The sequence below is a fragment of the Micromonospora sp. NBC_00617 genome, assembly GCF_045161355.1.
Classification (GTDB): Bacteria; Actinomycetota; Actinomycetes; order Mycobacteriales; family Micromonosporaceae; genus Micromonospora.
The window spans coordinates 4969140-4992004 of the sequence record NZ_CP107751.1 but is presented as its reverse complement, the minus strand read 5'-3'; the positions used below and the strand labels follow the sequence as shown (position 1 = coordinate 4992004).

Sequence of the window (22865 nt, the reverse complement as noted above, 5' to 3'; positions counted from 1 at the left end):
GCTCCCCGGAACGGGTCAGTCGCGCCAGTCCACCACCGCAGAGATCTTGCCGACAATGGTGCGCCAGCCCAAACTTGCGGTCTGTGCCCCGATCTTCTTCAGCCGCCGACGGCCCATGAAGCCGCCGATCCCGCCGTTGACGGTCGCCCGCAGCGCCTCGTCCAGGTTGTCCAGGCTGGAGCCGGCGGAGAGCATGTCGAGTACCGCAGGCAGCCGCAACGCGTACGACAGGTCACGGGCGATCTCACCGGCCTCGATCAGCAGGGTCGAATCCCAGCTGTCGTGACCGCCGCGCAGGTTCTCCACGACGAGGTCGAGTTCGTAGGTGTCCTCGTCGAGCGGCGCGATGTCGGCCGGCTCCACCCGTTCGGACAATTCATTCCAGCTGTCCAGTTGAGACAGATCATTGGGGGCGCCGGACCGGATGAAACTGACCAGCGACTCGGGCGTCTTGAACAGCAGCAGCTTGCCCCGGTGGCTGAGGAAGGCCGGCACCTCCTCGTCGTCCGCCTCGTCCGTGGCGTCCTCGTCGTCGGCCTTGTCCGTGGCGTCGGTGTCGGCGGTCGCGTCGCCGTCCCGGCGGCGCCGCGACGGCTCGTCCTCGTCGCTCTCGGCGAACTCCTCGGCCAGTTCCTCGTCGAGGATGACGACGGTCTCGTCGTCCTCCTCCTCGATCACCTGACGGCGGGCGAGGAACGGGTCGTCCTGGTCGCGCTCGGTCACGTCAGTCGGGGTCAGCTCCCCCGCCGGCCGGTACGCGCGTAGCGTGAAGCCGGTGCCGGCGGGCAGGGCGATCTCCACCGGGTCGATCCGCAGCTCGTCCCAGAGTGACCGGTCGGCCGACGTCGACGCGCGGCCGGTGTCCTCGGTGTCATCTGGCTCGGCCGCGCCGGTGGTGTCGTCGAGCTCGGGCTCGTCGGCGTCGGGCCGTTGGGGCGACTGGCGGGCCACGCTGACCTCCGTGTGCTTCGGGTTGCCCACCCGCCGGTGTCTCGGACCGGCGAGTGACTCTGGGCACATACCCTAGTCGGCTGCTCGGGAAGACCGGAGCCCGCACCCCGATGGCGTCTCCCCGCACCTGCCCAGGCCTGCGGATCGTCACCGTTGGCGTACCGGCCGTCAAACAAGTAGCGTAACTACACATGAAGGCCCAGTCGCTGCACGGCCACCTCGACGCCCTGCTGCTCGCCGTCCTGGAACAGGGCGCGCTGCACGGGTACGCCATCATCGAGGCACTGCGGGCGCGCAGTGACGGCAGCCTCGACCTGCCCACCGGCACCATCTATCCGGCGCTGAGGCGGCTGGAGCGGGCCGGGCACGTGGCGAGCACGTGGAGCACGGTCAACGGGCGGGAGCGGCGGACGTACCAGCTCACCGACGCCGGCCGGCGGGCGCTGGCCGGGGAGCGCGCCGGCTGGCGCGAGTTCCAGTCGACCGTCGGCCGCTTCCTCGACCCCGGCAGCCCACCCAGCACCCCGGCCTGAGCGACTCGGCGGCCGTGGTCCGCTCGACCCGGGTGCACCGACCGCCCGGCAAGTCACCCACCAGCCGCAACAGACGGACGGGTGTGCGGCGGGTCGCCGTGGTTCAGCGGACGGTGGCGAGCAGCCAGCCGCGCGCCGCGCGGGCGAGCGAGAAGTAGGCGCCATCGACCAGGTCGCCGGCCACCACCAGCACCCCGGCCACCGCCAGCATCCGCAGGGAGAGCCCGCGCAGCGCACCCACCGCCAGCTCGGCCTGCCAGGAGGGAAGCAGTTGCGCCGGTGAGCCGAACTCGGCCACCGCGCGCCGCTGCGCCTCGGTGGGCGGCACGCCACCCTCGCGGTACGCCTCGACGGCGTCCAACAGGCCGTGCCGGGCCTCGGTGAGCAGGTCGGACTTCAGTCGGGCCGGCCCCCGCAACCGGGCAGCGAGTTCCCGCAGGTGCTCCTCCACCAACACGTCCTCACAGCGCGGCATGGCACGACTCTGCCACGGACGCGGGCACGCCGACGTCCGGGAGAACCCTGGTCCGCCCCCGAGCCCGGTCAGGGGACGAGCGCCAGGTAACCACGTTCGGCCGCCGCCTGGAGCAGCCACTGGTCCCGGTACCAGCCGGAGACGGCAACCAGTTCGGCGTGCCGACCGCGCTGGATCACCCGGCCGCCGTCGAGGACGACGATCTCGTCCAGCTCGGCCAGCCCGCTGAGCCGGTGGCTGATCAGCAGCACCGAGTGCCCGGCGGGAGTGGCGGCGAGGGCGGACGCGAGCACCGCGTCCGCGGCGGTCGGGTCCAGCCCTTCCGTGGGCTCATCGAGCACCAGCACCGGCGGCGCGGCGAGCAGGGCCCGGGCGAGCGCCAGCCGCTGCCGCTGGCCCCCGGAGAGCTGCCCGCCCTCCTCGCCGACCAGCGTGTCCCAGCCGGCGGGCTGGGCACGTACCCATTCCAGCAGGCCGGCGGCGGCGGTGGCGGCGGTCAGCTCCTCCTCGCCTGCCCCGGCACGTCCGAGCAGCAGGTTCTCCCGCACCGTGGCATGGAAGACGTACGCCTCGGCGAGCAACCCGCCGACCGCGTGGGGCAGCGCCTCCTCGGCGTAGGCCGACAGGTCTTGACCGTCCAGGGTGACCCGGCCGGACACGGGCCGGACGGCGCCCGTCAGCACGGCGGCCAGGGTGCTCTTGCCGGCGCCGCTCGGGCCGACCACCGCGATCCTCCGCCCGCCCGGCAGGTCCAGGCTGACGCCGTCCAGGGCGGGCGCCGCACCGGCCCGGTACCGCACGGTCACGTCGGCGAAGCGCAGCTCGTGCGGGCCGCCCAGGTCGGTCACGCCGTCCGTGGGCGGCGGAGTCGGCGTGCCGGCGTCGAGCAGGGCGGCCACCCGGGCCAGGCCGGGCCGCAGTTGGGTCCACTGCCGGGCCGCCCCGACCAGCGCCAGAGCCACCTCGACGGCGGCCAGTGCGCCGACGGCCAGGACGCCCACCAGCACCCCCGGCACGTCGGCGGCCAGCGCGGCCAGCACCACCGCGCCGGCGGTCAGTCCGGCGACCAGCACCCCGGCCGCGTCCACCGCGAACCCGGTGGCGGCCAGCCGGCGTTCCAGCCGGGCCAGCCGGCCGGCCCGCTGCTCGGCGGCGCGCAGGGCGGCGTCGGTGGCGCCGAACGCGGCCAGGTCGGCCGCGCCGTGGGTGAGGTCGACCGCGTCGGTGGCCAGCGCCCCGCGCAGTGGGGCCACCTCGGCCGCGCTGCGTCGGGTGACCACGGTGGCCAGCGCGGGCAGCGCCACCCCGGCGACGAGCAGCCCGCCGGCGAGCGCCGCGCCGGCCAGCGGCGAGATCAGCGCCGCGCCGCCCACGGCCAGCACCCCGACCAGGGCCGCCGCCGAGCCGGGCACCAGCACCCGCAGCAGCAGGTCCTGGACGGCTTCGACGTCGGAGACCAGCCGGCTCAGCACGTCCCCCGAGCGGTGCCCGGCGGTGCGGCGGGCGGCGAGGGTGGCGAAGACCCGGGCCCGCACGTCGGTGATCATGCGGAGCACCGCGTCGTGCCCGGCGAGCCGTTCGGTGTAGCGGAAGACACCCCGGCTGATCGCCAGCGCCCGGACCGCGACGATCGCCACGGTGAGCCGGTCCAGCGGAGGCTGGCCGGCGGCGCTCATCAACAGCCAGGTGGCGGTGGCCATCAGGGCGAGCCCGGCGAACTCGGTGGCGGCGGCGAGCAGGCCGGCGCCGACCAAACGGCTCAGGTACGGCCGGGCCAGCCGCAGCACGGCCCGCTCGGCGTCGGCCCGCCCGGCTTGCTTCACGTCGGCGACCGGCTCCGCGCTCACCCGGTCCGGCTCGTGTACCGCGCTCATCGGGTCGCTTTCCCGGTCGGCTCGGGCGTCAGCTCGGTGAGTCGACCGTCCTCGACACGCAGGATCCGGTCGGCATCCGCGAGCAGCGCCGGTCGGTGCGCGACCAGCAGCGCGGTCCGCCCGGCGACCAGACGGCGGGTGGCGTCGAGCACCACCGCCTCGGCCGCGGTGTCCAGGCGGGCGGTGGGCTCGTCGAGCAGCACCACCGGGGCGTCGCGGAGGAACGCGCGGGCCAGGGCCACCCGCTGCCGCTGCCCGCTGGACAGCCCGTGCCCGCGTTCGCCGAGCAGGGTGTCCAGCCCGTCCGGCAGGCCGGCCACCACGTCGTCCAGGGCGGCGTCGTGCAGCGCGGCGGCGAGCGCCTCGGGCGGGGTTTCCGGGGCGCCGAGCCGGATGTTGTCGGCCAGCGAGGCGGCGAAGAGGTGGGCGCGCTGCGGCACCCAGGCGAGCTGCCGACGCCAGGCATCCGGGTCGACGGTGGCGAGGTCGACGCCGTCGACGGTGATCCGGCCGCTGGTCGGGGTCACGAAGCCGAGCAGCAGGCCGAGCAGGGTGCTCTTGCCGGCGCCGCTGGGCCCGATGACGGCGATCCGTTCGCCGGGTCGGATGGTCAGGGTCACGTCGCGCAACGCGGTGGTCCGCTCGTACGCCACGGTCACGGCCTCGAACCGGATCTCACCGCGACCGTCCGGGGTGGCCGCGCCCTCGGCGGCGCGGAGGGTGGCGGGCGCGGCCGAGACGGTGAGCGCCTCGTCCAGCGCGGTGAGCCCCTCCATGCTGGCGTGGAAGCGGCTGCCGGCGGCCCGCAGCGGCAGGTACGCCTCGGGGGTGAGCAGCAGCACCAGCAGCGCGGTGTGCAGGGCCAGCCCACCGCCGAGCAACCGGATGCCGACCGGCACCGCGACCAGGGCCACCGAGAGAGTGGCGACCAGCTCCAGCACCAGCGCGGAGAGGAACGCGATCCGCAGCGTCTTCATGGTGGCGACCCGGTGCCCGTCGGCCATCCGGCGGACCACCTCGGTCTGGGCCCGGGCCCGGCCGAACGCGCGCAGCGTCGGCAGCCCGGCCACCATGTCCAGGAAGTGGCCGCCCAGCAGGGCCAGCCGGCGCCACTGCCGCTCGGTGGCGGCCTGTGCCTGCCAGCCGAGCAGCGCGCCGAAGACCGGGATCAGCGGCAGCGTCAACGCGATGATCAGCGCCGAGCCCCAGTCGGCGACGACGATCCGGGCCAGCACGGCCACGGGCACCGTCACGCTGAGCACCAACTGCGGCAGGTACCCGGTGAAGTAGGCGTCCAGCGCGTCCAGCCCACGCCCGGCCAGGGTGGCCAGTTCGCCGGCCCGCTGCCCCGCCACCCAGCCCGGTCCGTGCCGTCCCACCGCGCCGAGCAGGTCGGCCCGCAGCGTGGCCTTGACCGTGGCGGCGACCCGCGCGGAGACCGTGCCCTGTGCCCAGACCAGCGCCGACCGGGCGGCGACCGCGACCACGAGACCCGCCAGCGCCGGCCGGTTCAGCCGCCCGTCGAAGGCGGTGGCCAGCACGGCCGCCAGCGCGGTGGCCTGCGCGACGATCAACGCGGCGGCGAGCACCCCGAGGAGCGCGAGCACGGCGAGATCGCGTCGGGCCGCGGGGACCCGACGCAGCAGACGCGGGTCGAAGGGACGGCGGTTCACCAGTACACCGGTGCCCTGCCGTCGGTCCGTCCCCGGAAAACCCACCAGCACATCGCCTGGAAGCCTAGTAGGGCCGGCAGCAGCGGCAGCGCCACCCAGCCAAGCAGCCGCAGCGTGGGCGCGCTGGCGGCGGCGTCGGCCACCGTCAGCGAGGCGCCCGGGTCGGTCGTGGACACCAGCACGTAGGGCCAGAGAGCCGCGCCGACCAGCGCCACGGGCAGCGCCATTGCCGCGCCGGTGGCGATCAGGGCCCACCCGGGCCGCCGCCGTGCCAGCGCCGCGCGGGCCGCCAGCAGCGCCGCCACCAGCAACACCGGCAGGAGTACGGCCATCGCCGGTCGCCCGACGGCGTCGCGTACCCGAGAGGAGAGCACGCCCACGACGGTGGTCACGGCGACCGCGCAGAGCGCCACCGGCACCAGCCGGCGGGCCGTGCGGCCGGCCACGTCGGCGGCGTCGGCCGGCAGTCGCAGCGTGAGGAAGGTCGCACCGTGCACCGCGACCAGGGCGACCATGGCCAGCCCGGCGGTCGCCGCGAAGGGGGTGGCCAGGTGCGACACCCCGGCGACGTGCCCGTCGGCCTGGCGGGGCACGCCCTGCAACAGCGCGGCCAGTACCACGCCCCAGCCCAGCGCGGCGAGCGCGCTGCCGACCACGATGACCCGGTCCCAGCGGGCGCGGACCCGCTCGTCGCTCGGCCGGCTGCGCAGTTGCACCCCGGCGGTGACCAGGATGACGCCGACCAGGGCGCCGGCGACCGCCGGGTAGCAGCCGGCGAGCAGTTCGCCCTCCAGCACCGGGAAGGCGCCGAACAGGATGCCCACGGCGGCGACCAGCCAGACCTCGTTGCCGAGGAAGAACGGGCCGAGGGCGGTGAGCGCGGCCCGCCGCCCGGCCGGGGCGCCGCCCCGGGCGAGCAGCAACCCGACGCCGTAGTCGTAGCCGGCGAGCACGAGGTAGCCGGCGAAGAAGAGGCCGAGCAGGGCGTACCAGGCGAGATGCACGGGTGAGTCTCCTCAGTCGCTCAGGCGAGGGCGGGTTCGGGGTGGGCCGGCTCAGCGGGCGCTGCCGGTGGGCGGCCGAGAGCCGGGTCGGCCGCGCCACGGCCCGCGTGCCGGGCAAGCAGCACCCAGTTGGTGACGGCGAGGGTGCCCAGCAGCAGGCTGAAGCCGATCAGCGAGGCGAGCATCACCGGCGTACCGACGGGGGAGACCGCCTGCTCGGTGGGGAGCAGGCCGTACGCCACCCAGGGCTGGCGGCCGACCTCGCGGGCGATCCAGCCGAGGATCACCGCGACGAACGGCAACGGCACGGCGAGCAGGATGAGCCAGAGTGGGAAGCGCAGCCGGATGATCCAGTCCCGGTAGAGCAGGGGCAGCAGGAACCACACGCAGCCGAGGGTGAAGCCGATGAGGATCATGAAGCCGAGCCCGACGCTGGCCAGCACCGGCGGGGTGTAGTCGCCGGGCCCGAACCGGGTGGTCCACTCGCTGATCAGCGCCTGCGCCTCGGGGCCGTCCGCGCCGAACTTGGTCGGCTGCACCGTGCCGACCGGGCCGAACTGGGCGAAGCCGAAGCCCTGCACCATCGTGATCGCCAGTGCCGCCGTGACCAGGCCGATCCGCAGCGAGGTGCGAAAGAGCGCGAAGTCGGGCGTACGCCGGATCAGGTGCCAGGCGCTGACGGCCGCCATCAACATCCCGCCGACCAGGAGCGCTGCGGAGATCACGTGCCCGAACGCCATGCCGAGGCTGGGGTTGGTGAGCAGCGCGCCGAAGTCGGTGAGGTGGGCGATGCCGTCGCGGACCTCGTACCCGACCGGGTTTTGCAGCCAGGAGTTGGCCACCATGATCCAGAACGCCGAGGCGTACGCGGTGAGCGCCACGCCCCACAGCAGCGCGAGGTGGACGCCCTTGGGGAGCCGGTGCCAACCGAAGATCCACATCCCGAGGAACGTGGACTCCAGGAAGAACGCCACCAGCGTCTCGATCGCCAGTGGCGCGCCGAAGACGTTGCCGACGTAGCGCGACAGGCCGCTCCAGTTCAGCCCGAACTGGAACTCCATCACGATGCCCGTGGCGATGCCGAGCACGTAGTTGATCACGTAGAGCTGGCCCCAGAACCGGGTCAGCCGTTCCCACTTGGGGTTGCCGGTGAGCACCCAGGCGGTCTGCATCCCGACCAGCAACGTGACCAGCCCGAGCGTGACGACCACGAACAGGAAGTGGATCGACGTGGTGGTGGCGAACTGAAGGCGGGCGAGGAGCAGCGTATCCATGGCCGGCTCTCCCTAGGTGTTGACTCCCTTGTCGTAGCAACCCTACACGTAGCCTGGCTACATAACACTACTACGTCTCGTCGTAGATGATGCTACGACGGGACGTAGTAGGCGTGGTGGTCGGGAGGGGTGGGCGACGCTCCGCCAGACGGGGGGCCACCCACCCACCCGCCCACCCTCGATGCGCCGCCTTTGCTCTGCTTCAACCCACGCAACGGTTCTGCCGCGAATGCGGTGCGTGGGTTGAAGCAGAGCAAAGGGAGACACGACCAGTTGCCCACCCCGACGGCAACACCACGCCGTGACTCCCGAGCAGTGACAGTTGCAGTGGAGCGGGACGGGTTGGCGCGTCAGCTCAGGAAGAGCGTGACCGGGAGGGCGACCAGGGTGGTGGCCACCGCGAGGGCCGTGGCGCCGAGGGCCCGGGGCGGCCGGTCGGCGACCAGCAGGCGCTGTACGCGTACGTCCAGGTCGCGGTCGCCCAGGCCCAGGGCGCCGGCCGGGGTGACCCGGTGCCCGGCGGCGGCGAACCGACGAAGCGCGCCCGCCAGTGGCGCCTCGGCGTGCAGCTCGCGGGCCTTGTCGTCGGCGCGCATCTCGACCAGCAGGGCGACCCGCTCGTGTGCGTCACGGACCCAGCCGAACCATGGCAGCGCCCGGCAGAGCGCGGTGAACGGCAGCAGCACCAGATCGTGTCGCTCGTGGGCGTGCGCGCGCTCGTGGGAGAGCACGGCGGCCAGTTCGGCGCGGTCCAGCAGGCTCAACGTGCCCGCGCTGACCACCACCTGCGGCTTCACGCCCGGCAGGCAGTACGCGGCGGCGCTCGGATGGTCCAGGACGAGCGCCCCGGGGGCGGCCGGGTCGTCCCGGGCCACCAGGGTCAGCAGGTCCCGGTGTCGGCGCTGGGCGCGGATGGTCCCGTGGATGCTGCGGACGGTCGTGGTGACGAGCACCGCTCCGATGCCGAAGCCCACCCCGACGCCGGCGAGGTGGCGGGCGGTCACGCCGATCGGCAGGCTGCCGTGGGCGAGGTCGGTGGTCAGGGCGACCAGCGCGCTGCCGGTCGGCAGGTCGTACGCGGTCAGCCCGAGGGCCATCGGCAGGCCCATCGCGGAGAGGCCCACCGCCAGCCCGACGGCCTGCCAGCAGACGATCGCCACCCGTGGACTGCGCCACGTCCAGGTGGAGCGGGCCAGCACCTGCGCGGTCAGATAGCAGGCCAGCATGGTGGCGGCGAAGTGCACGGCGTAGGCCATGGCGCGTGCCCTACCGCTCCGCTGCCTCGCCGGCCGGCCGTCGGCCCGCCGGCGGATCCACCCGGTCGGTCAGGGCGTCGGCCCCGCCCGTGTCGCCGTCGGCGGAACCCGGCCCGGCCAGCCCGGCCTCGCTGCCCAGGGCGGCCCGCAGCACCTCGGCCTCGGTGCCGGTCACCGAGCGGGCGAAGCGCACCAGCGCGGCGTCGCGGCTGCCGCCCAGGTCGAGGGCGTCGAGCATGAGCTGGGCGATGTGCGCCTCACGGCTGGCCGCCGGCCGGTAACGCCAGGCGCGGCCCTCGCGTTCGCGCTGCACCATGCCCTTGCCGGCGAGCCGGTCGAGAACTGTCATCACAGTCGTGTACGCCAGCTCGCGGCCGTCGAGCGCGTCGGCCACCTCGCGCACGGTCACCCCGTCCGACGTGCCCGGGACCACGTCCCACAGCACGTCCATCACCGCACGCTCAAGATCGCCCAACCGAGTCACAAACGCAATCCTACCCCCGGTAGTAGACCTCCCGGCCCCCGCGCCCGATCGCCCCGCTGACCGGCGACCCGACGTCGGGCAGGACCCGCAAGCCGACCCACCCCGACGAACCCGGCCCACGTCAGGTTTTCCGGGGGAGCCCGCCCACGCAGGGATCAAGCCTGACCGCCCGGAGTGGGCGGGCTCCCCCGGAAAACCCCTAGGCTGAGCAAACGACGATCACACCCCCTTGGGGTGCCACACCGTCTTGGTCTCCAGCAGCGCGGTCATCCGGGTCAGGCCCGGATCGGCGGCCCAGTCCGCCTCAGCCGGCCGGAGCACCCGCTTGAGGTTCTCCGCGGCCTTGACCTCAAGCTCGGTGGCGAGCGACGCGTCGGTCACCCCGGTCAGGTCGATCGCGTTGACGTCCATGTGCGCCGCCAGCGCCGGCGCGGTCTCGGTGATCGCGCCGGTGAGGATGTTGACCACCCCGCCGGGCAGGTCGGAGGTGGCCAGCACCTCGGCCAGCGTCACCGCCGCCAGCGGCTCCGACGGCGAGGCCGCCACCACCACCGTGTTGCCGGTGACGATCGCCGGGGCGATCACGCTGACCAGACCGAGCAGCGCCGGGCGTTCCGGCGCCACCACGGCGACCACGCCGGTCGGCTCGGGCGCGGAGATGTTGAAGTAGGGGCCGGCGACCGGGTTGGCGCCGCCGTACACCTGGGCGAGCTTGTCGGCCCAGCCGGCGTACCAGACCCAGCGGTCCACCGCCGCGTCCACCTCGTCGCCGGGCACGCCCAGGGCGACGAACTGCTCGCGGCGGCCCTCCAGCATCTCGGCGGCCCTATAGAGGATCTGACCCCTGTTGTACGCGGTCGCGCCGGCCCAGCCCTTCACGGCGGCGCGGGCGGCGACCACCGCGTCCCGGGCGTCCTTGCGGGAGGCCAGTGACACATTCGAGGACTGCACGAGATACGACCGTCCCGACTCGCTGCGCGGGAACTTCCCGCCGATGAAGAGCTTGTACGTCTTGCGTACCGCGACCCGCTCAGACATTGAGGTACCCCTCCAGCCCGTGCCGGCCGCCCTCGCGACCGTAGCCCGACTCCTTGTAGCCACCGAACGGCGAGGTGGGGTCGAACTTGTTGAACGTGTTGGCCCAGACGACGCCAGCGCGCAGCCGGTCGGCCATCCACAGGATCCGGGAACCCTTGTCGGTCCAGATGCCCGCCGACAGCCCGTACGGCGTGTTGTTGGCCTTCTCGACGGCCTCGGCCGGCGTGCGGAAGGTGAGCACCGACAGCACCGGGCCGAAGATCTCCTCGCGGGCGATCCGGTGGGCCTGGGTGACCCCGGTGAAGATGGTGGGCGCGAACCAGAAGCCGCGGTCGGGCAGCTCACACGGCGGTGACCAGCGTTCGGCGCCCTCGGCGGAGCCGGCGTCGGACAGCTCGCGGATCCGCTCCAGTTGCGCGGCGGAGTTGATCGCGCCGACGTCGGTGTTCTTGTCCAGCGGGTCGCCGACGCGGAGCTGGGCCATCCGCCGCTTCAGCGACTCCAGCACGCGGTCGGCGACGTTCTCCTGGACGAGCAGGCGGGAGCCGGCGCAGCAGACGTGCCCCTGGTTGAAGAAAATGCCGTTCACGATGCCTTCGACGGCCTGGTCGATGGGGGCGTCGTCGAAGACGATGTTGGCGGCCTTGCCGCCCAGCTCCAGGGTGAGCTTCTTGCGGGTGCCGGCGACGGACCGGGCGATGGCCCGGCCGACTTCGGTGGAGCCGGTGAAGGCGACCTTGTCGACGCCGGGGTGCTCGACCAGCGCGCGGCCGGTGTCGCCGGCGCCGGTGACGATGTTGACCACGCCGGCCGGCAGGTCGGCCTGCTGGCAGATCTCGGCGAACAGCAGCGCGGTCAGCGGGGTGGTCTCGGCGGGCTTGAGCACCACCGTGTTGCCCGCGGCGAGCGCCGGGGCGATCTTCCACGCGAGCATGAGCAGCGGGAAGTTCCACGGGATGACCTGCGCGGCAACCCCAAGGGGTTGCGGGTTCGCCCCGCCGTGCTGGCTCGTCGGCCTCCGGCCGAACCCGGCGTACTCCAGCTTGTCGGCCCAGCCGGCGTAGTAGAAGAAGTGCGCGGCGACCAGCGGCAGGTCGACATCGCGGGACTCACGGATCGGCTTGCCGTTGTCCAGTGACTCCAGGACGGCCAGCTCGCGGGAGCGCTCCTGGATGAGCCGCGCGATCCGGTACAGGTACTTCGCCCGGTCGCGGCCCGGCATCGGACCCCAGACCTTGTCGTACGCCGTGCGGGCGGCGCGGATCGCGCGCTCCACGTCCTGGGCGCCGGCCTCGGCGATCTCGGCCAGCACCTCCTCGGAGGCGGGGTTGATCGACTTGAAGCTGCCGCCGTCGGTCGGATCGACGAACGCGCCGTCGATGAACAGCCCGTACGAGGGCTTGAGGTCCACCACCGAGCGGGACTCGGGGGCGGGGGCGTATTCGAACATCGGCTATCAGTCCAGGGTGAAGTAGTCGGGACCGGAGTAGACGCCGGTCGTCAGCTTGGTGCGCTGCATGAGCAGGTCGTTGAGCAGGCTGGACGCGCCGAAGCGGAACCAGTCCGGGTCGAGCCAGTCCGCGCCGACGGTCTCGTTGACCATCACCAGGTACTTGATGGCGTCCTTGGTGGTCTTGATGCCGCCGGCCGGCTTCACGCCGACCTGTCGCCCGGTCGCCGCGCGGAAGTCGCGGACCGCCTCCAGCATCACCAGCGTCACCGGCAGCGTCGCCGCGACGGGGACCTTGCCGGTGGAGGTCTTGATGAAGTCGCCGCCGGCCAGCATGGCCAGCCAGGAGGCCCGGCGCACGTTGTCGTACGTGGCCAGCTCACCGGTCTCCAGGATCACCTTGAGGTGGGCGTCCCCGCAGGCTTCCTTGGTGGCCACGATCTCGTCGTAGACCTCCTGGTAGCGCCCGGCCAGGAACGCGCCCCGGTTGATCACCATGTCGATCTCATCGGCGCCGGCCGCGACGGCGGCCCGGGTGTCGGCCAGCTTGATCTCCAGCGGCGCCTGACCCGACGGGAACGCCGTCGCCACGCTCGCCAGGTGCACGCCGGACCCGCGCAGCACCTCGGCGACGTACGGGACCATCGCGGGGTAGACGCAGACGGCGCCGACGTGCGGGCAGGACGGGTCGGCCGGGTCGGGGCGCAGCGCCTTCGCGGCCAGCGCGCGCACCTTGCCGGGGGTGTCCGCCCCTTCCAGGGTGGTCAGGTCGACCATCCGGATCGCCAGGTCGATCGCCTGGGCCTTGGCGGTGGTCTTGATGGAGCGGGTACCAAGCTGTGCCGCCCGCTGCTCCGCGCCGACCTGGTCCACGCCGGGCAGGCCGTGCAGGAAGGTCCGCAGAGCGGTCTCGGATCGTCCCAGCTCGGAGAGGTCCGACCGGGCCGACGTCGTTGTCGCCGTCATGCCGAGAAGTCTACGCACGGAACCGCTGAGTGATCTTGGTCACGGTGGGCCCGACGTGAGCGGCGTCGCCGGTCGGACCGCACCCGCACCAGCGCGCCGAACGGCCCGGTAGGTTGGGCGATCGTGGACGTACACGTCATTGACCACCCGCTGGCCCAGTCCCGGTTGACCGCCATGCGGGACGCGCGCACCGATTCCTCGACGTTCCGGGCGGCGCTGCACGAACTGACCACCATGCTGGTGTACGAGGCGGCGCGCACCTTCCCCGTCGAGCGGTACCCGGTGCAGACGCCGGTCACCAGCACCGAGGGCACCCGGCTGGCGAACCCGCCGCTGCTGGTACCGGTGCTGCGGGCCGGCCTGGGCATGGCGGACGCCGCGCTCGGCCTGCTGCCCGAGTCCTCGATGGGCTTCGTCGGCCTGGCCCGCGACGAGGAGACCTACGAGCCGCGCGCCTACATGGAGTCGCTGCCCCGGGATCTCGCCGGCCTGCCGGTGCTGGTGCTCGACCCGATGCTGGCGACCGGCGGTTCGCTGGAGCACTCCTGTCGGCTGCTGGCCGATCGGGGCTGCACCGACATCACCGTGCTCTGCGTGCTCGCCGCGCCGGTCGGCATCGAGCGGCTGGAGCGCTCCGGGCTGCCGTTGCGCCTGGTCACCGCCTCGATCGACGAGGGCCTCAACGACAGCATGTTCATCGTCCCCGGGCTCGGTGACGCCGGTGACCGCCAGTTCGGCGGCATGCCCCGGTTCTGATCTTCCACCCGGTCCGGGCCGGGTGCCTGGCCGCAGCGGTCGACGCGGCGCTCGGCAAGCGCGCCTGACCGTCGGGGCCAGCCCTCCCCCTGACGTCCTTTGCTCTGCTTCAACCCGCGCAACACAATCGGCCGCCGAGTGTTGCCTCCGCTGAAGCAGAGCAAAGGACCCGTGACAGGTGGGTGGGGGCGGTCGCGGTCAGATGCCGAGGGCGGCGGCGATCTCGGCGCGCAGCAGCGCGACCGCCGCGCCGGCCCGGCTCCGGGCGGCGGCGACGCCGCCGTCGGACACCGGCTCCACCACCTCGAGGTACGCCTTGAGCTTCGGCTCGGTGCCGGAGGGGCGAATCACCACCCGGGCCCTCGCGGTACGCAGGATCACCACGTCCGACTCGGGCAGCAGGTCCCGGACGCTGTCGACCGGCTGCCCCAGCAGCGTGGTCGGGGTGGCCGCCCGGATCCGGGCCATCGCGTCGGCGATCTCCCGCAGGTCGTCCACCCGGGCGGAGAGCTGGTCGGTGTGGTGCACGCCGAACTCGGCGGCCAGCTCGTCCAGCCGGTCGGTCAACGTACGACCCTGCACCTTGAGGCCGGCGGCCAGCTCGGCCACGGTCAGCGCGGCGGTGATGCCGTCCTTGTCCCGGACGTGCTCCGGGGCGACGCAGTAGCCGAGGGCCTCCTCGTAGCCGAAGACCAGCGGCGCGCTTCCGCCACCGGCCCGGACGATCCACTTGAACCCGGTGAGCGTCTCGTCGTAGGGCAGGCCCCGGGCCGCGCACATCGCCCGCAGCAGGGACGACGAGACGATGGTGGTGGCGTAGAGCCCGGTCACCCCGCGTCGCATCAGGTGGTCGGCGAGCAGCACGCCCACCTCGTCGCCGCGCAGCATCCGCCAGCCGCGCCCGTCCTCGCCTTCCCGGACGACCACCGCGCAGCGGTCCGCGTCCGGGTCGTTGGCGATGGCGAGGTCCGCGCCGGTGGCGTCGGCCAGCGCGATCAGCCGGTCCACCGCCCCCGGCTCCTCCGGATTGGGGAACGACACGGTGGGGAACTCCGGATCGGGTTCGGCCTGGTCGGGCACCACGCCGGGGATCGGGAAACCGGCCCGGACGAACGCCGCCGTGAGCACCGCCGCGCCCACCCCGTGCAGCGGGGTGTACGCCACCGACAGGTCCCGCGGCCCGTCCGGGTCGATCACGGCGGTGGCCCGTTCCACGTACGCGGCGACGAGGTCGTCGCCGAGCACCTCGCCGGGCCGGCCCAGCGGCACCTGGGTCAGCGGTCCGACCGCCCGGATCGCGGCCTCGATGCCGGCGTCGGCCGGCGGCACGATCTGCGCCCCGGCGCCCAGCTCGCCGCCCAGCTCCGCGCCGAGGTAGACCTTGTAGCCGTTGTCCTGTGGCGGGTTGTGGCTGGCCGTGACCATGACACCGGCCACCGCGCCGAGCTGGCGCACCGCGTACGCCAGCACCGGGGTGGGCAGCGGACGGGGCAGCAGCAGCGCCGGCCGGCCGGCGCCGGTGGCCACCTGGGCGGTGCGCTCGGCGAACTGCCGGGAGCCGTGCCGGGCGTCGTACCCGATCACCAGGGGGCCGGCGCCGCCCTGGGCGGCGAGCCAACCGACCAGCCCGGCGGCGGCCTGGGTGACCACGGCGAGGTTCATGCCGTTCGGGCCGGCGCGCAGCGGGCCGCGCAGGCCGGCGGTGCCGAAGGTCAGGGGACCGGCGAACCGGTCGGCCAGCTCCGGCGCGCTCGCCGGCAGCCGGTCGAGCACCGCCGTCAGCTCGTCCCGGCTGGCGGGGTCGGGGTCGTCGGCCAGCCAACGTCGGGCTTGCTCGCGAATGTCGTCGATGTCAGTGGTGTCCGCCGCCATGCCCCTTGATAGCACGCCGGCGGATCACCGCTGTCGGTTCCCTCGGCTCAGCCGTCGCCGGTGAGCTGGAACGTGCGCACCATCTCGTCGAAGATCGGCTTGCTCTCGGCGAACTTGGCGTCGTTGGCGGTGAGATAGAACGAGTACGCCTTGCCGTCCTGCGCCACGCCGCGCCAGATGCCGTGCCGCATGGTGTCGCCCGCGCCGCAGGTGTATTCGAATTCGGCGGCCGGCTTGTCGGCCAGCTTGGTCTCCGTCGAGGCGACCTGCGCGTACGGCTTCACGCAGGAGGTGCTCCGGGTCTTGAGGCCGTTCTCGGCCGTCTCGGCCCACCGGGTGGAGCTGCTGGACCACTTCTCGGTGATGATGCGCACCTTGCGGCCGCTGTCCTCCGGGTCGATGTAGTCGGTGTACGAGCCGCCGGTGGCCTTCTTCCAGCCCTTGGGCACCATGACCTGGATGCCGCGGGCCGCGTGCTCCTGCATCTCGACGCCCGAGGACGCGGGCGCGGACGGGGTGGGCTGCGCCTGCGGGGTGCTCGGGCCGGGGTCGTCGCCGCCGGAGAGCGCCACGATGCTGATCAGCAGCAGCACGGCCAGGCCGCCGGCCGCGGCGAGCTGCACCTTGCGCGGCCAGCCCTTCACGGTGGTGACGAGTTGGCCCCCGGTGGCGCGGACCTTGTCCAGGGCGCCGCCGCCCGCGGCGGTGGACGGTGTCGTCCAGGGCTGGCCGGTGCCCGGCACCGACCACTGGTTGCCGCCGCCGTAGGTGCTGCCGCCGATGCGCTGGGTGGCGTCGGGCGTGCCGTAGCCGACCGGCTGCGTGGCATCGGGCCGGCTGCCGTAGGTAACCCGCTGGGTGGCGTCGGGGTGCGCGCCGGCGTCCACCCGCTGGGTGGCGTCCGCGCTGCCGCCGTAGGTGGGCCCAGCGGCGGGACGGCCCGGGGTGGGCATCGCGCCGGTCGGCGTGTGCAGCGGACCGGCGAGCGCGTCGGCGCTGGTCTCGTCCAGCGCGGCGGCAGCGGTGGCGGCTGCGCTGGCCGGTTGCGGGCGTTCGCCCCGGCGCAGCGCGGCCAGCCGGTCGGTCAGCGACTCGCCCGGGGCCAGCATGGCCCGACCGCCGATCTGGTCCTCCGGCTTCGGCTCCGGCTGGGCCGGCTGGTGGACGGGGGCCGGGCGCTGCTGCACGGGCACCACGGCGTACGGGTCGGTGACCGAGTGCACGGCGGTGGCGGTGCTGCCCAGCGGGCCGGCGAGCAGCTCACGCAGCATTCCCCGGGAGGTGTGCACGTCCAGTCGGCGGGCCGGGTCCTTCTCCAGCAGACCCATCAGCACCCGGGTCAGGGCGCCGCTGCGCTGCGGCGGGGCCGGCGGGTCCTCGACGACTGCGTGCATGGTCTCGATCGGGTCGCCCTTGTCGAACGGCGGACGCCCCTCGACGGCCGTGTAGAGGGTCACACCCAGCGAGAAGAGGTCGCTCGGCGGGCCGAACTCCTGGCCCATGGCCCGCTCGGGCGAGATGAAGTGCGGTGAGCCGAGCACCATGCCGGGGGTGGTGAGCTGCACGTCGGTGGGCATCCGGGCGACACCGAAGTCGGTCAGCACACAGCGCCCGTCGGTGCAGATCAGCACGTTGGCCGGCTTGACGTCGCGGTGCAGCACGCCGATGGCGTGCGCGACCTCCAGCGCGCCGAGCAGCGCGATGCCGATCTTGGCGACCGCGCGGGGCGCGACCGGACCGTCCTCGATGACCATGTCGGCGAGGCTGCGGGCGTCCAGCAGCTCCATGACGATCCACGGCCGACCGGCCTCGGTGACCACGTCGTACACCTGCACCACGGCGGGGTGCTGGATGGCGGCGGCGGCGCGGGCCTCGCGCAGCGTCCGCTCGTACATGGCGTCGCGGTCGCTGGGTGCCAGGCCCGGGGGAAGGACGACCTCCTTCACCGCCACGTCGCGGCGAAGCAGGGTGTCTGTGGCACGCCACACCGTGCCCATACCGCCGTTGCCCACCGCGGACCGCAGCGAGTACCGGCCACCGATGGTGGTGCCGGGCGCTGCTCGTCCGCTGGCGGGACTTACCTGTCCGCCGCTCCACGTCGGGATCTGAGTCACAGAAAAGCCACCGGGGGAAATCGAGGGGGGCTGGGACACAACCCCCCTATCTTGCTGGTTCCGACGCCCGATGCGAAAGCCGACGCGGCGGACGTTTACCGAAGTCCACAGATCGTGCCCGTGCGTTCACCTCCCGTCGACCGGTCGGGACGCACTGTGCGGTATCCCTCACCCGGCCTCGGGCCAGGGCGTCCTACCATCCGGGGATGAGCGAACCGCGGTCAAGCGAGTCCGGTTTTCCGATCAAGGGCGTCTACACGGCAGCCGACCTTCCGGAGGACCTGGACTCCCGGCTGGGCGGTCCGGGCGACTTCCCGTACACCCGGGGGGTCTACCCCACGATGTACACCTCCCGTCCGTGGACCATGCGCCAGTACGCCGGCTTCGGCACCGCCACCGAGTCCAACGCGCGGTACCACCAACTGTTGCGGGCCGGCACGACCGGTCTCTCGGTCGCCTTCGACCTGCCGACCCAGATGGGGTACGACTCGGACGACCCGATCGCGCACGGCGAGGTCGGCAAGGTGGGGGTGGCCATCGACTCCATCGAGGACATGCGGCTGCTCTTCGCCGACATCCCGTTGGACAAGGTCTCCACCTCGATGACGATCAACGCCCCCGGCTCGGTGCTGCTGCTGCTCTACCAACTCGTCGCCGAGGAGAACGGGGTGCCGGGCTCGGCGCTCAACGGCACCATCCAGAACGACATCCTCAAGGAGTACATCGCCCGCGGGACGTACATCTTCCCGCCGAAGCCGTCGCTGCGGCTGGTCGCCGACACCTTCGCGTACTGCCGCAAGGAGGTGCCGAAGTGGAACACGATCTCCATCTCCGGCTACCACATGGCCGAGGCCGGCGCGACGCCCGCGCAGGAGATCGCGTTCACGTTGGCCAACGGCGTGGAGTACGTCCGGGCCGCGCTGGCCGCCGGGCTCGCGGTGGACGACTTCGCGCCCCGGCTGTCGTTCTTCTTCGTGGCCCGTACGACGCTGCTGGAGGAGGTGGCGAAGTTCCGCGCCGCCCGGCGGATCTGGGCCCGGCTGATGCATGACGACTTCGGCGCCAAGGACCCGAAGTCGATGATGCTGCGCTTCCACACCCAGACCGCCGGTGTGCAGCTCACCGCCCAGCAGCCGGAGGTGAACCTGGTCCGCGTCGCGGTGCAGGGCCTGGCCGCGGTGCTCGGCGGCACCCAGTCGTTGCACACCAACAGCTTCGACGAGGCGATCGCGCTGCCCACCGAGAAGGCCGCCCGGCTCGCGCTGCGCACCCAGCAGGTGCTGGCGTACGAGACGGACCTGACCGCCACCGTCGACCCGTTCGCCGGCTCGTACGTGGTGGAGGCGATGACCGCCGAGATCGAGGCCGCCGCCGTGCAGCTGATGGAGCGGGTGTCCGACCACGGCTCGGCCGTCGACGCGATCGAGGCCGGGTTCCAGAAGCGGGAGATCGAGCAGTCCGCGTACCGGATCGCCCAGGAGATCGACTCCAGCGAGCGGGTGGTGGTGGGGCTCAACCGGTTCACGATCGACGAGGAGGAGCCGTACGAGCCGCTGCGGGTCGACCCGGCGATCGAGGCCGCGCAGGCCGAGAAGTTGGCCCGGCTGCGCGCCGAGCGGGACGCCGACGCGGTGACGCGTGCCCTCGCCGAGCTGCGGGCCGCCGCCGAGGGCTCGGACAACGTGCTGTACCCGATGAAGGAGGCGCTGCGGGCCCGGGCCACGGTGGGCGAGGTCTGCGGGACGCTGCGCGAGGTGTGGGGGCTGTACCGGCCCACCGACCGGTTCTGACCGGAAACGCCCCGGGTGTGTGTCCGCCCGGCGTTGGGGGTACGCCGACGGGATGCGTGCCGTGACGCACACGGTGTGCGGTCGGGATGGGCGGACGTATGTGAGCGTCCTTGTCCAGCCCGTTGCGGAGCGTGGTCGTCTTATTGTCGGAGTGTCAGTTCATCACCCCGACTAATGCGACAATTCGCAGAGCGGGCCCATGGGCCGCAGGGCGATTCGTGGCCACCCGGTTTGGTTACGCGTTGTAGGAGGTGAGGGGGCAGATGACGGCGTTCGAACGCGATCTACCTGCGGTCCCGCACCTTGACGAACGCCCTCAGCAGGGCATACGTGACGCTGCGCGGTCCGATCATCACCGTAACGAGGTTGCGCAGCGTCACCGTCGGAGGTCTAGGCTGTCTGCTGTCCCCGATGATCCATCCATTTCTAGTGATCGAGAATTCGACGTGACGAGTGCGTTGACGCTGCCCACGGGCGGCCAGCTGGCGTCGTCCTGGCCGGAGCCTCCGCCCGGGTCCCAGCCCCTGCCCCGCGACCTGGACCACCTCCTCGCCCTTCGGGTACCAGGGCTCATCGCCACGCGCCGTCACCTCCACTCGCACCCCGAGTTGTCCGGTACGGAGTTCGAGACGGCGGCCCTCATCGCCCGGGAGCTCTCCCTGGCCGGCCTGCACCCTCGGCTGCTGCCCAAGGGCAACGGCGTGATCTGCGACGTCAACGGCCGTCCCGACGGCCCGATCATCGCGCTGCGTGCCGACATCGACGCCCTGCCGCTCGACGACCCCAAGGACGTGCCGTACCGCTCGACCGTCGAGGGCGTCTGCCACGCCTGCGGCCACGACGTGCACACCTCGATCCTGCTCGGCGTCGGCATGCTGCTGGCCCAGCTCGCCGACCTCGGCGAGCTGGACGGCCGCGTCCGGCTCATCTTCCAGCCGGCCGAGGAGATCCTGCCCTGCGGTTCGCTGGAGGTCATCGAGGCCGGCGGCCTGGACGACGTCGTGCAGATCTTCGCGCTGCACTGCGACCCGAACCTGCCGGTGGGCCAGGTCGGCCTGCGGGTCGGCCCGATCACGGCGGCCGCCGACAACGTCACCGTCCGGCTCTCCGGGCCGGGCGGGCACACCGCCCGCCCGCACCTGACCGTCGACCTGGTCGACGCCCTCGGCCGGCTGATCACCGAGGTGCCGGCCCTGGTCAGCCGCCGGGTGCCGGCCAACAGCGGGCTGCTGCTGGTGTTCGGCCACGCTTCGGCCGGCACCCGTTACAACGTCATCCCCTCCGAGGCGTCCGCCTCGGGCACCCTGCGCGTCATGAACCGCGACACCTGGGAGCAGGCTCCCAAGATCGTGGCTCAGGTGGTGCGGGACGTGATCGCCCCGACCGGCGCCACCGTCGACCTGGAGTACCTGCGCGGCCGGCCGCCGGTGAGCAACGACGCCCGGGCGATCCAGGTGCTGACCGCCGCCACCAGCGCCGCCCTCGGGCCGGAGGGGATCGCCGAGACACCCCAGAGCATGGGCGGCGAGGACTTCTCCTGGTATCTGGAGTACGTCCCCGGCGCACTCGCCCGCCTCGGTGTGGGCCGTACCGGGCCCAACGTCGATCTGCACCGCGCGTCCTTCGACGTGGACGAGCGGGCCATCCCGGCCGGCGTACGCGTCATGGTGCAGACCGCGCTGCGGGCACTGGTGGCGGCGCGCTGACCGGAGCGACCAGCGCCGGCGTCTTCCGTCGCCGGCCCAGCACCACCAGCAGAACCGCCAGCGGTACGCCGAACGCCACCAGCCACGGCAGCAGCGCGCCCAGGACGGTGAGCAGGATCGTCATCGAGGTGACGAACGCCTCCCAGCCACCCCTGAGCCCGACCAGGAAGCCGGTCTCGGCCTTCTCCTCGCTGGTCTTCGCCGCCGGCCCGACCAGCGACACCGTGATCGTGGACAACGCGGTCAGGTCGGCCAGCCGCCGCTTCTTGGCCTCCAGCGAGGCCAGGTCCGCCTCGCGGCGACCCAACTCGTTCTCCAACGACACCAGGTCGGTGATCGAGTTGGCGCGGGCGAGCAGCCGCCGTGCGCTGTCCACGCGCGCCCGCTGAGTGATGATCCGGGCCTCCAGGTCGACGGTCTCCTCGGTGACGTCCTGGGTGTTGATCTCCCGGCTCTCCTGCCGGCCGAGCTTCGCGACCTCCTCCACGACCCCGGCGAACTTCGCCGCCGGCACCCGCAGCTGCAACTCCGCCACGTCATCGGCCTCGGCGCTGCGTCGCTGGTCGCCGCCGATGAAGCCACCGGCCCGGGTGACCACGGCGCTGACCTCACGGGCGGCGGCATCCACATTGGCCACCTGCACCCGCATCGATCCGGTGTAGATGATCGCCCGCTGGTCGACCCGCAGATCCGGAGCGCCGGCCCCGGCCGCCCCCGCCGCCGCGTCCGCGCCGCTGCCCTTGTCGGCCGCCCCGGCCTCCACCAGCGGGGCCTTGGCTGCCGGGCCCGCCGAGTCGGCCGATCCGCTGTCACCGGCGCCGCACCCCGCGAGGGCCAGCGCCGCCGTGAGTGCGCCTGCCGCCAGTAGTGCGCCGCGGCGTCGTCCTGTTCGTCCGTCCATCCCCGCTCCCATCGTCATCAGCTCCAGTGGCGATAGTTCGGACGCGACGCGCCCGCCGGCTGGTTCCGGCAGACTGCGCTGAGGACATCACGATTCGATAGTCGAGGAGTCACAATGCGGCTCACCAAGTACGCCCACTCCTGCCTCCGGGTGGAACACGACGGGGGAGTGCTCGTCGTCGACCCCGGGATGTTCAGCGACCCCGCGACGGCGTTGGACGGTGCGGACGCGGTGCTGATCACCCACGAACACCCCGACCACCTCGACCTCGCCGCGGTGCGCCTGCAGCTGGACCGGCAGCCGTTCGGAATCCACGGGCCCGCCTCGCTCGCCGAGGCCCTGGGCGACGCGGCCGAGGCGTTGCGCCCGGTCAGCCCCGGTGAGTCGTTCACGGCCGCCGGGGTCGCCATCCGCGCGTACGGCGGGCGGCACGCCGTGATCCACCCCGACATCCCGGTGGTGGACAACCTCGGCTACCTGATCAATGACGTGGTCTACCACCCGGGAGACTCCCTGGTGGTGCCCGACGAGACGCCCGTCGACACGCTGTTCGCGCCGATCCACGCCCCCTGGTCGAAGTTCTCCGAGGTGGTCGACTTCATCCGGGCGGTCGCGCCGCGGCGCGCGTACGCCCTGCACGACGCGTTGCTCAACGACAACGGGCTGGCCGTGCTCGACCGGCAGTACGCCGCGCTGTCCGGCACCGACTACCAGCGCCTGGAGCCCGGTAGCCGGGTGGACGTCTGAC

Annotated in this window: 19 protein-coding genes; 5 read left to right on the top strand and 14 right to left on the bottom strand. The window is 73.0% G+C overall.

Translation table 11 applies throughout. The annotated features are described in order from the left end of the window. Nucleotides 1-15: 15 nt before the first annotated feature. Complete coding sequence (locus tag OG505_RS22840; protein ID WP_405427393.1) at nt 16-981, bottom strand: DNA primase; 966 nt, start codon at nt 979-981, stop codon at nt 16-18. 161 nt (nt 982-1142) lie between these two features. Between OG505_RS22840 and OG505_RS22835 the strand changes: the two genes are divergently transcribed. Further along, a complete protein-coding gene (locus tag OG505_RS22835; RefSeq protein WP_405427391.1) occupies nt 1143-1484 on the top strand; it encodes a PadR family transcriptional regulator in 342 nt (113 codons plus the stop codon). 103 nt (nt 1485-1587) lie between these two features. On the opposite strand, the gene OG505_RS22830 is transcribed toward OG505_RS22835, so the two are convergent. The 10 genes from OG505_RS22830 to deoC all read right to left on the bottom strand — a co-directional run bounded on the left by OG505_RS22830 (nt 1588) and on the right by deoC (nt 12978). Then, the gene (locus tag OG505_RS22830; protein WP_405427389.1) at nt 1588-1959 is read right to left on the bottom strand and encodes a permease prefix domain 1-containing protein; all 372 of its coding nucleotides are present in this window, start codon (nt 1957-1959) and stop codon (nt 1588-1590) included. Between the two features lie 68 nt (nt 1960-2027). Continuing rightward, complete coding sequence (cydC, locus tag OG505_RS22825; protein WP_405427387.1) at nt 2028-3833, bottom strand: thiol reductant ABC exporter subunit CydC; 1806 nt, start codon at nt 3831-3833, stop codon at nt 2028-2030. After that, entirely contained in the window at nt 3830-5506 is a 1677-nt protein-coding gene (gene cydD, locus OG505_RS22820; RefSeq protein WP_405427385.1) for a thiol reductant ABC exporter subunit CydD, read from the bottom strand. Before cydD ends, cydC begins: the two co-directional genes overlap by 4 nt. Then, entirely contained in the window at nt 5503-6510 is a 1008-nt protein-coding gene (locus OG505_RS22815; RefSeq protein WP_405427383.1) for a cytochrome d ubiquinol oxidase subunit II, read from the bottom strand. The genes cydD and OG505_RS22815 overlap by 4 nt, the downstream gene beginning before the upstream one ends. Nucleotides 6511-6530: 20 nt before the next feature. Further along, nucleotides 6531-7784, bottom strand: a complete 1254-nt coding sequence (locus OG505_RS22810) for a cytochrome ubiquinol oxidase subunit I (RefSeq protein WP_405427381.1) — start codon at nt 7782-7784, stop codon at nt 6531-6533. A gap of 350 nt (nt 7785-8134) precedes the next feature. After that, nucleotides 8135-9040, bottom strand: a complete 906-nt coding sequence (locus OG505_RS22805; RefSeq protein ID WP_405427380.1) for a M56 family metallopeptidase — start codon at nt 9038-9040, stop codon at nt 8135-8137. Between the two features lie 10 nt (nt 9041-9050). Then, nucleotides 9051-9524: a BlaI/MecI/CopY family transcriptional regulator gene (locus OG505_RS22800; RefSeq protein ID WP_405427378.1), complete on the bottom strand. Its 474-nt coding sequence runs from the start codon at nt 9522-9524 to the stop codon at nt 9051-9053. 219 nt (nt 9525-9743) lie between these two features. Next, on the bottom strand, nt 9744-10562 hold the full coding sequence (locus tag OG505_RS22795) for an aldehyde dehydrogenase family protein (protein WP_405427376.1): 819 nt from the start codon (nt 10560-10562) through the stop codon (nt 9744-9746). Next, entirely contained in the window at nt 10555-12012 is a 1458-nt protein-coding gene (locus tag OG505_RS22790; RefSeq protein ID WP_405427374.1) for an aldehyde dehydrogenase family protein, read from the bottom strand. Before OG505_RS22790 ends, OG505_RS22795 begins: the two co-directional genes overlap by 8 nt. Before the next feature lie 6 nt (nt 12013-12018). Then, nucleotides 12019-12978, bottom strand: a complete 960-nt coding sequence (gene deoC / locus OG505_RS22785; protein WP_405427372.1) for a deoxyribose-phosphate aldolase — start codon at nt 12976-12978, stop codon at nt 12019-12021. A gap of 123 nt (nt 12979-13101) precedes the next feature. On the opposite strand from deoC, the gene upp reads away from it, so the two are divergent. After that, the gene (gene upp, locus OG505_RS22780) at nt 13102-13734 is read left to right on the top strand and encodes a uracil phosphoribosyltransferase (RefSeq protein WP_405427370.1); all 633 of its coding nucleotides are present in this window, start codon (nt 13102-13104) and stop codon (nt 13732-13734) included. Nucleotides 13735-13932: 198 nt separating this feature from the next. On the opposite strand, the gene OG505_RS22775 is transcribed toward upp, so the two are convergent. Then, nucleotides 13933-15606, bottom strand: coding sequence for a phospho-sugar mutase (locus tag OG505_RS22775; RefSeq protein ID WP_405427368.1), 1674 nt, complete (start codon nt 15604-15606; stop codon nt 13933-13935). Between the two features lie 47 nt (nt 15607-15653). Further along, complete coding sequence (locus OG505_RS22770; RefSeq protein ID WP_405427366.1) at nt 15654-17720, bottom strand: serine/threonine-protein kinase; 2067 nt, start codon at nt 17718-17720, stop codon at nt 15654-15656. A gap of 206 nt (nt 17721-17926) precedes the next feature. Here OG505_RS22770 and OG505_RS22765 point away from each other — a divergent pair, with 206 nt between their 5' ends. Together OG505_RS22765 and OG505_RS22760 are read left to right on the top strand one after the other, a co-directional pair. Then, complete coding sequence (locus OG505_RS22765) at nt 17927-19510, top strand: methylmalonyl-CoA mutase (RefSeq protein ID WP_405427365.1); 1584 nt, start codon at nt 17927-17929, stop codon at nt 19508-19510. A 446-nt stretch (nt 19511-19956) separates the two neighbouring features. Further along, complete coding sequence (locus OG505_RS22760; RefSeq protein ID WP_405427363.1) at nt 19957-21216, top strand: amidohydrolase; 1260 nt, start codon at nt 19957-19959, stop codon at nt 21214-21216. On the opposite strand, the gene OG505_RS22755 is transcribed toward OG505_RS22760, so the two are convergent. Continuing rightward, nucleotides 21173-22138, bottom strand: coding sequence for a DUF4349 domain-containing protein (locus OG505_RS22755; RefSeq protein WP_405434646.1), 966 nt, complete (start codon nt 22136-22138; stop codon nt 21173-21175). The genes OG505_RS22760 and OG505_RS22755 overlap by 44 nt on opposite strands. A gap of 93 nt (nt 22139-22231) precedes the next feature. Between OG505_RS22755 and OG505_RS22750 the strand changes: the two genes are divergently transcribed. Further along, the gene (locus OG505_RS22750; protein ID WP_405427361.1) at nt 22232-22864 is read left to right on the top strand and encodes an MBL fold metallo-hydrolase; all 633 of its coding nucleotides are present in this window, start codon (nt 22232-22234) and stop codon (nt 22862-22864) included. Nucleotide 22865 lies beyond the last annotated feature (1 nt).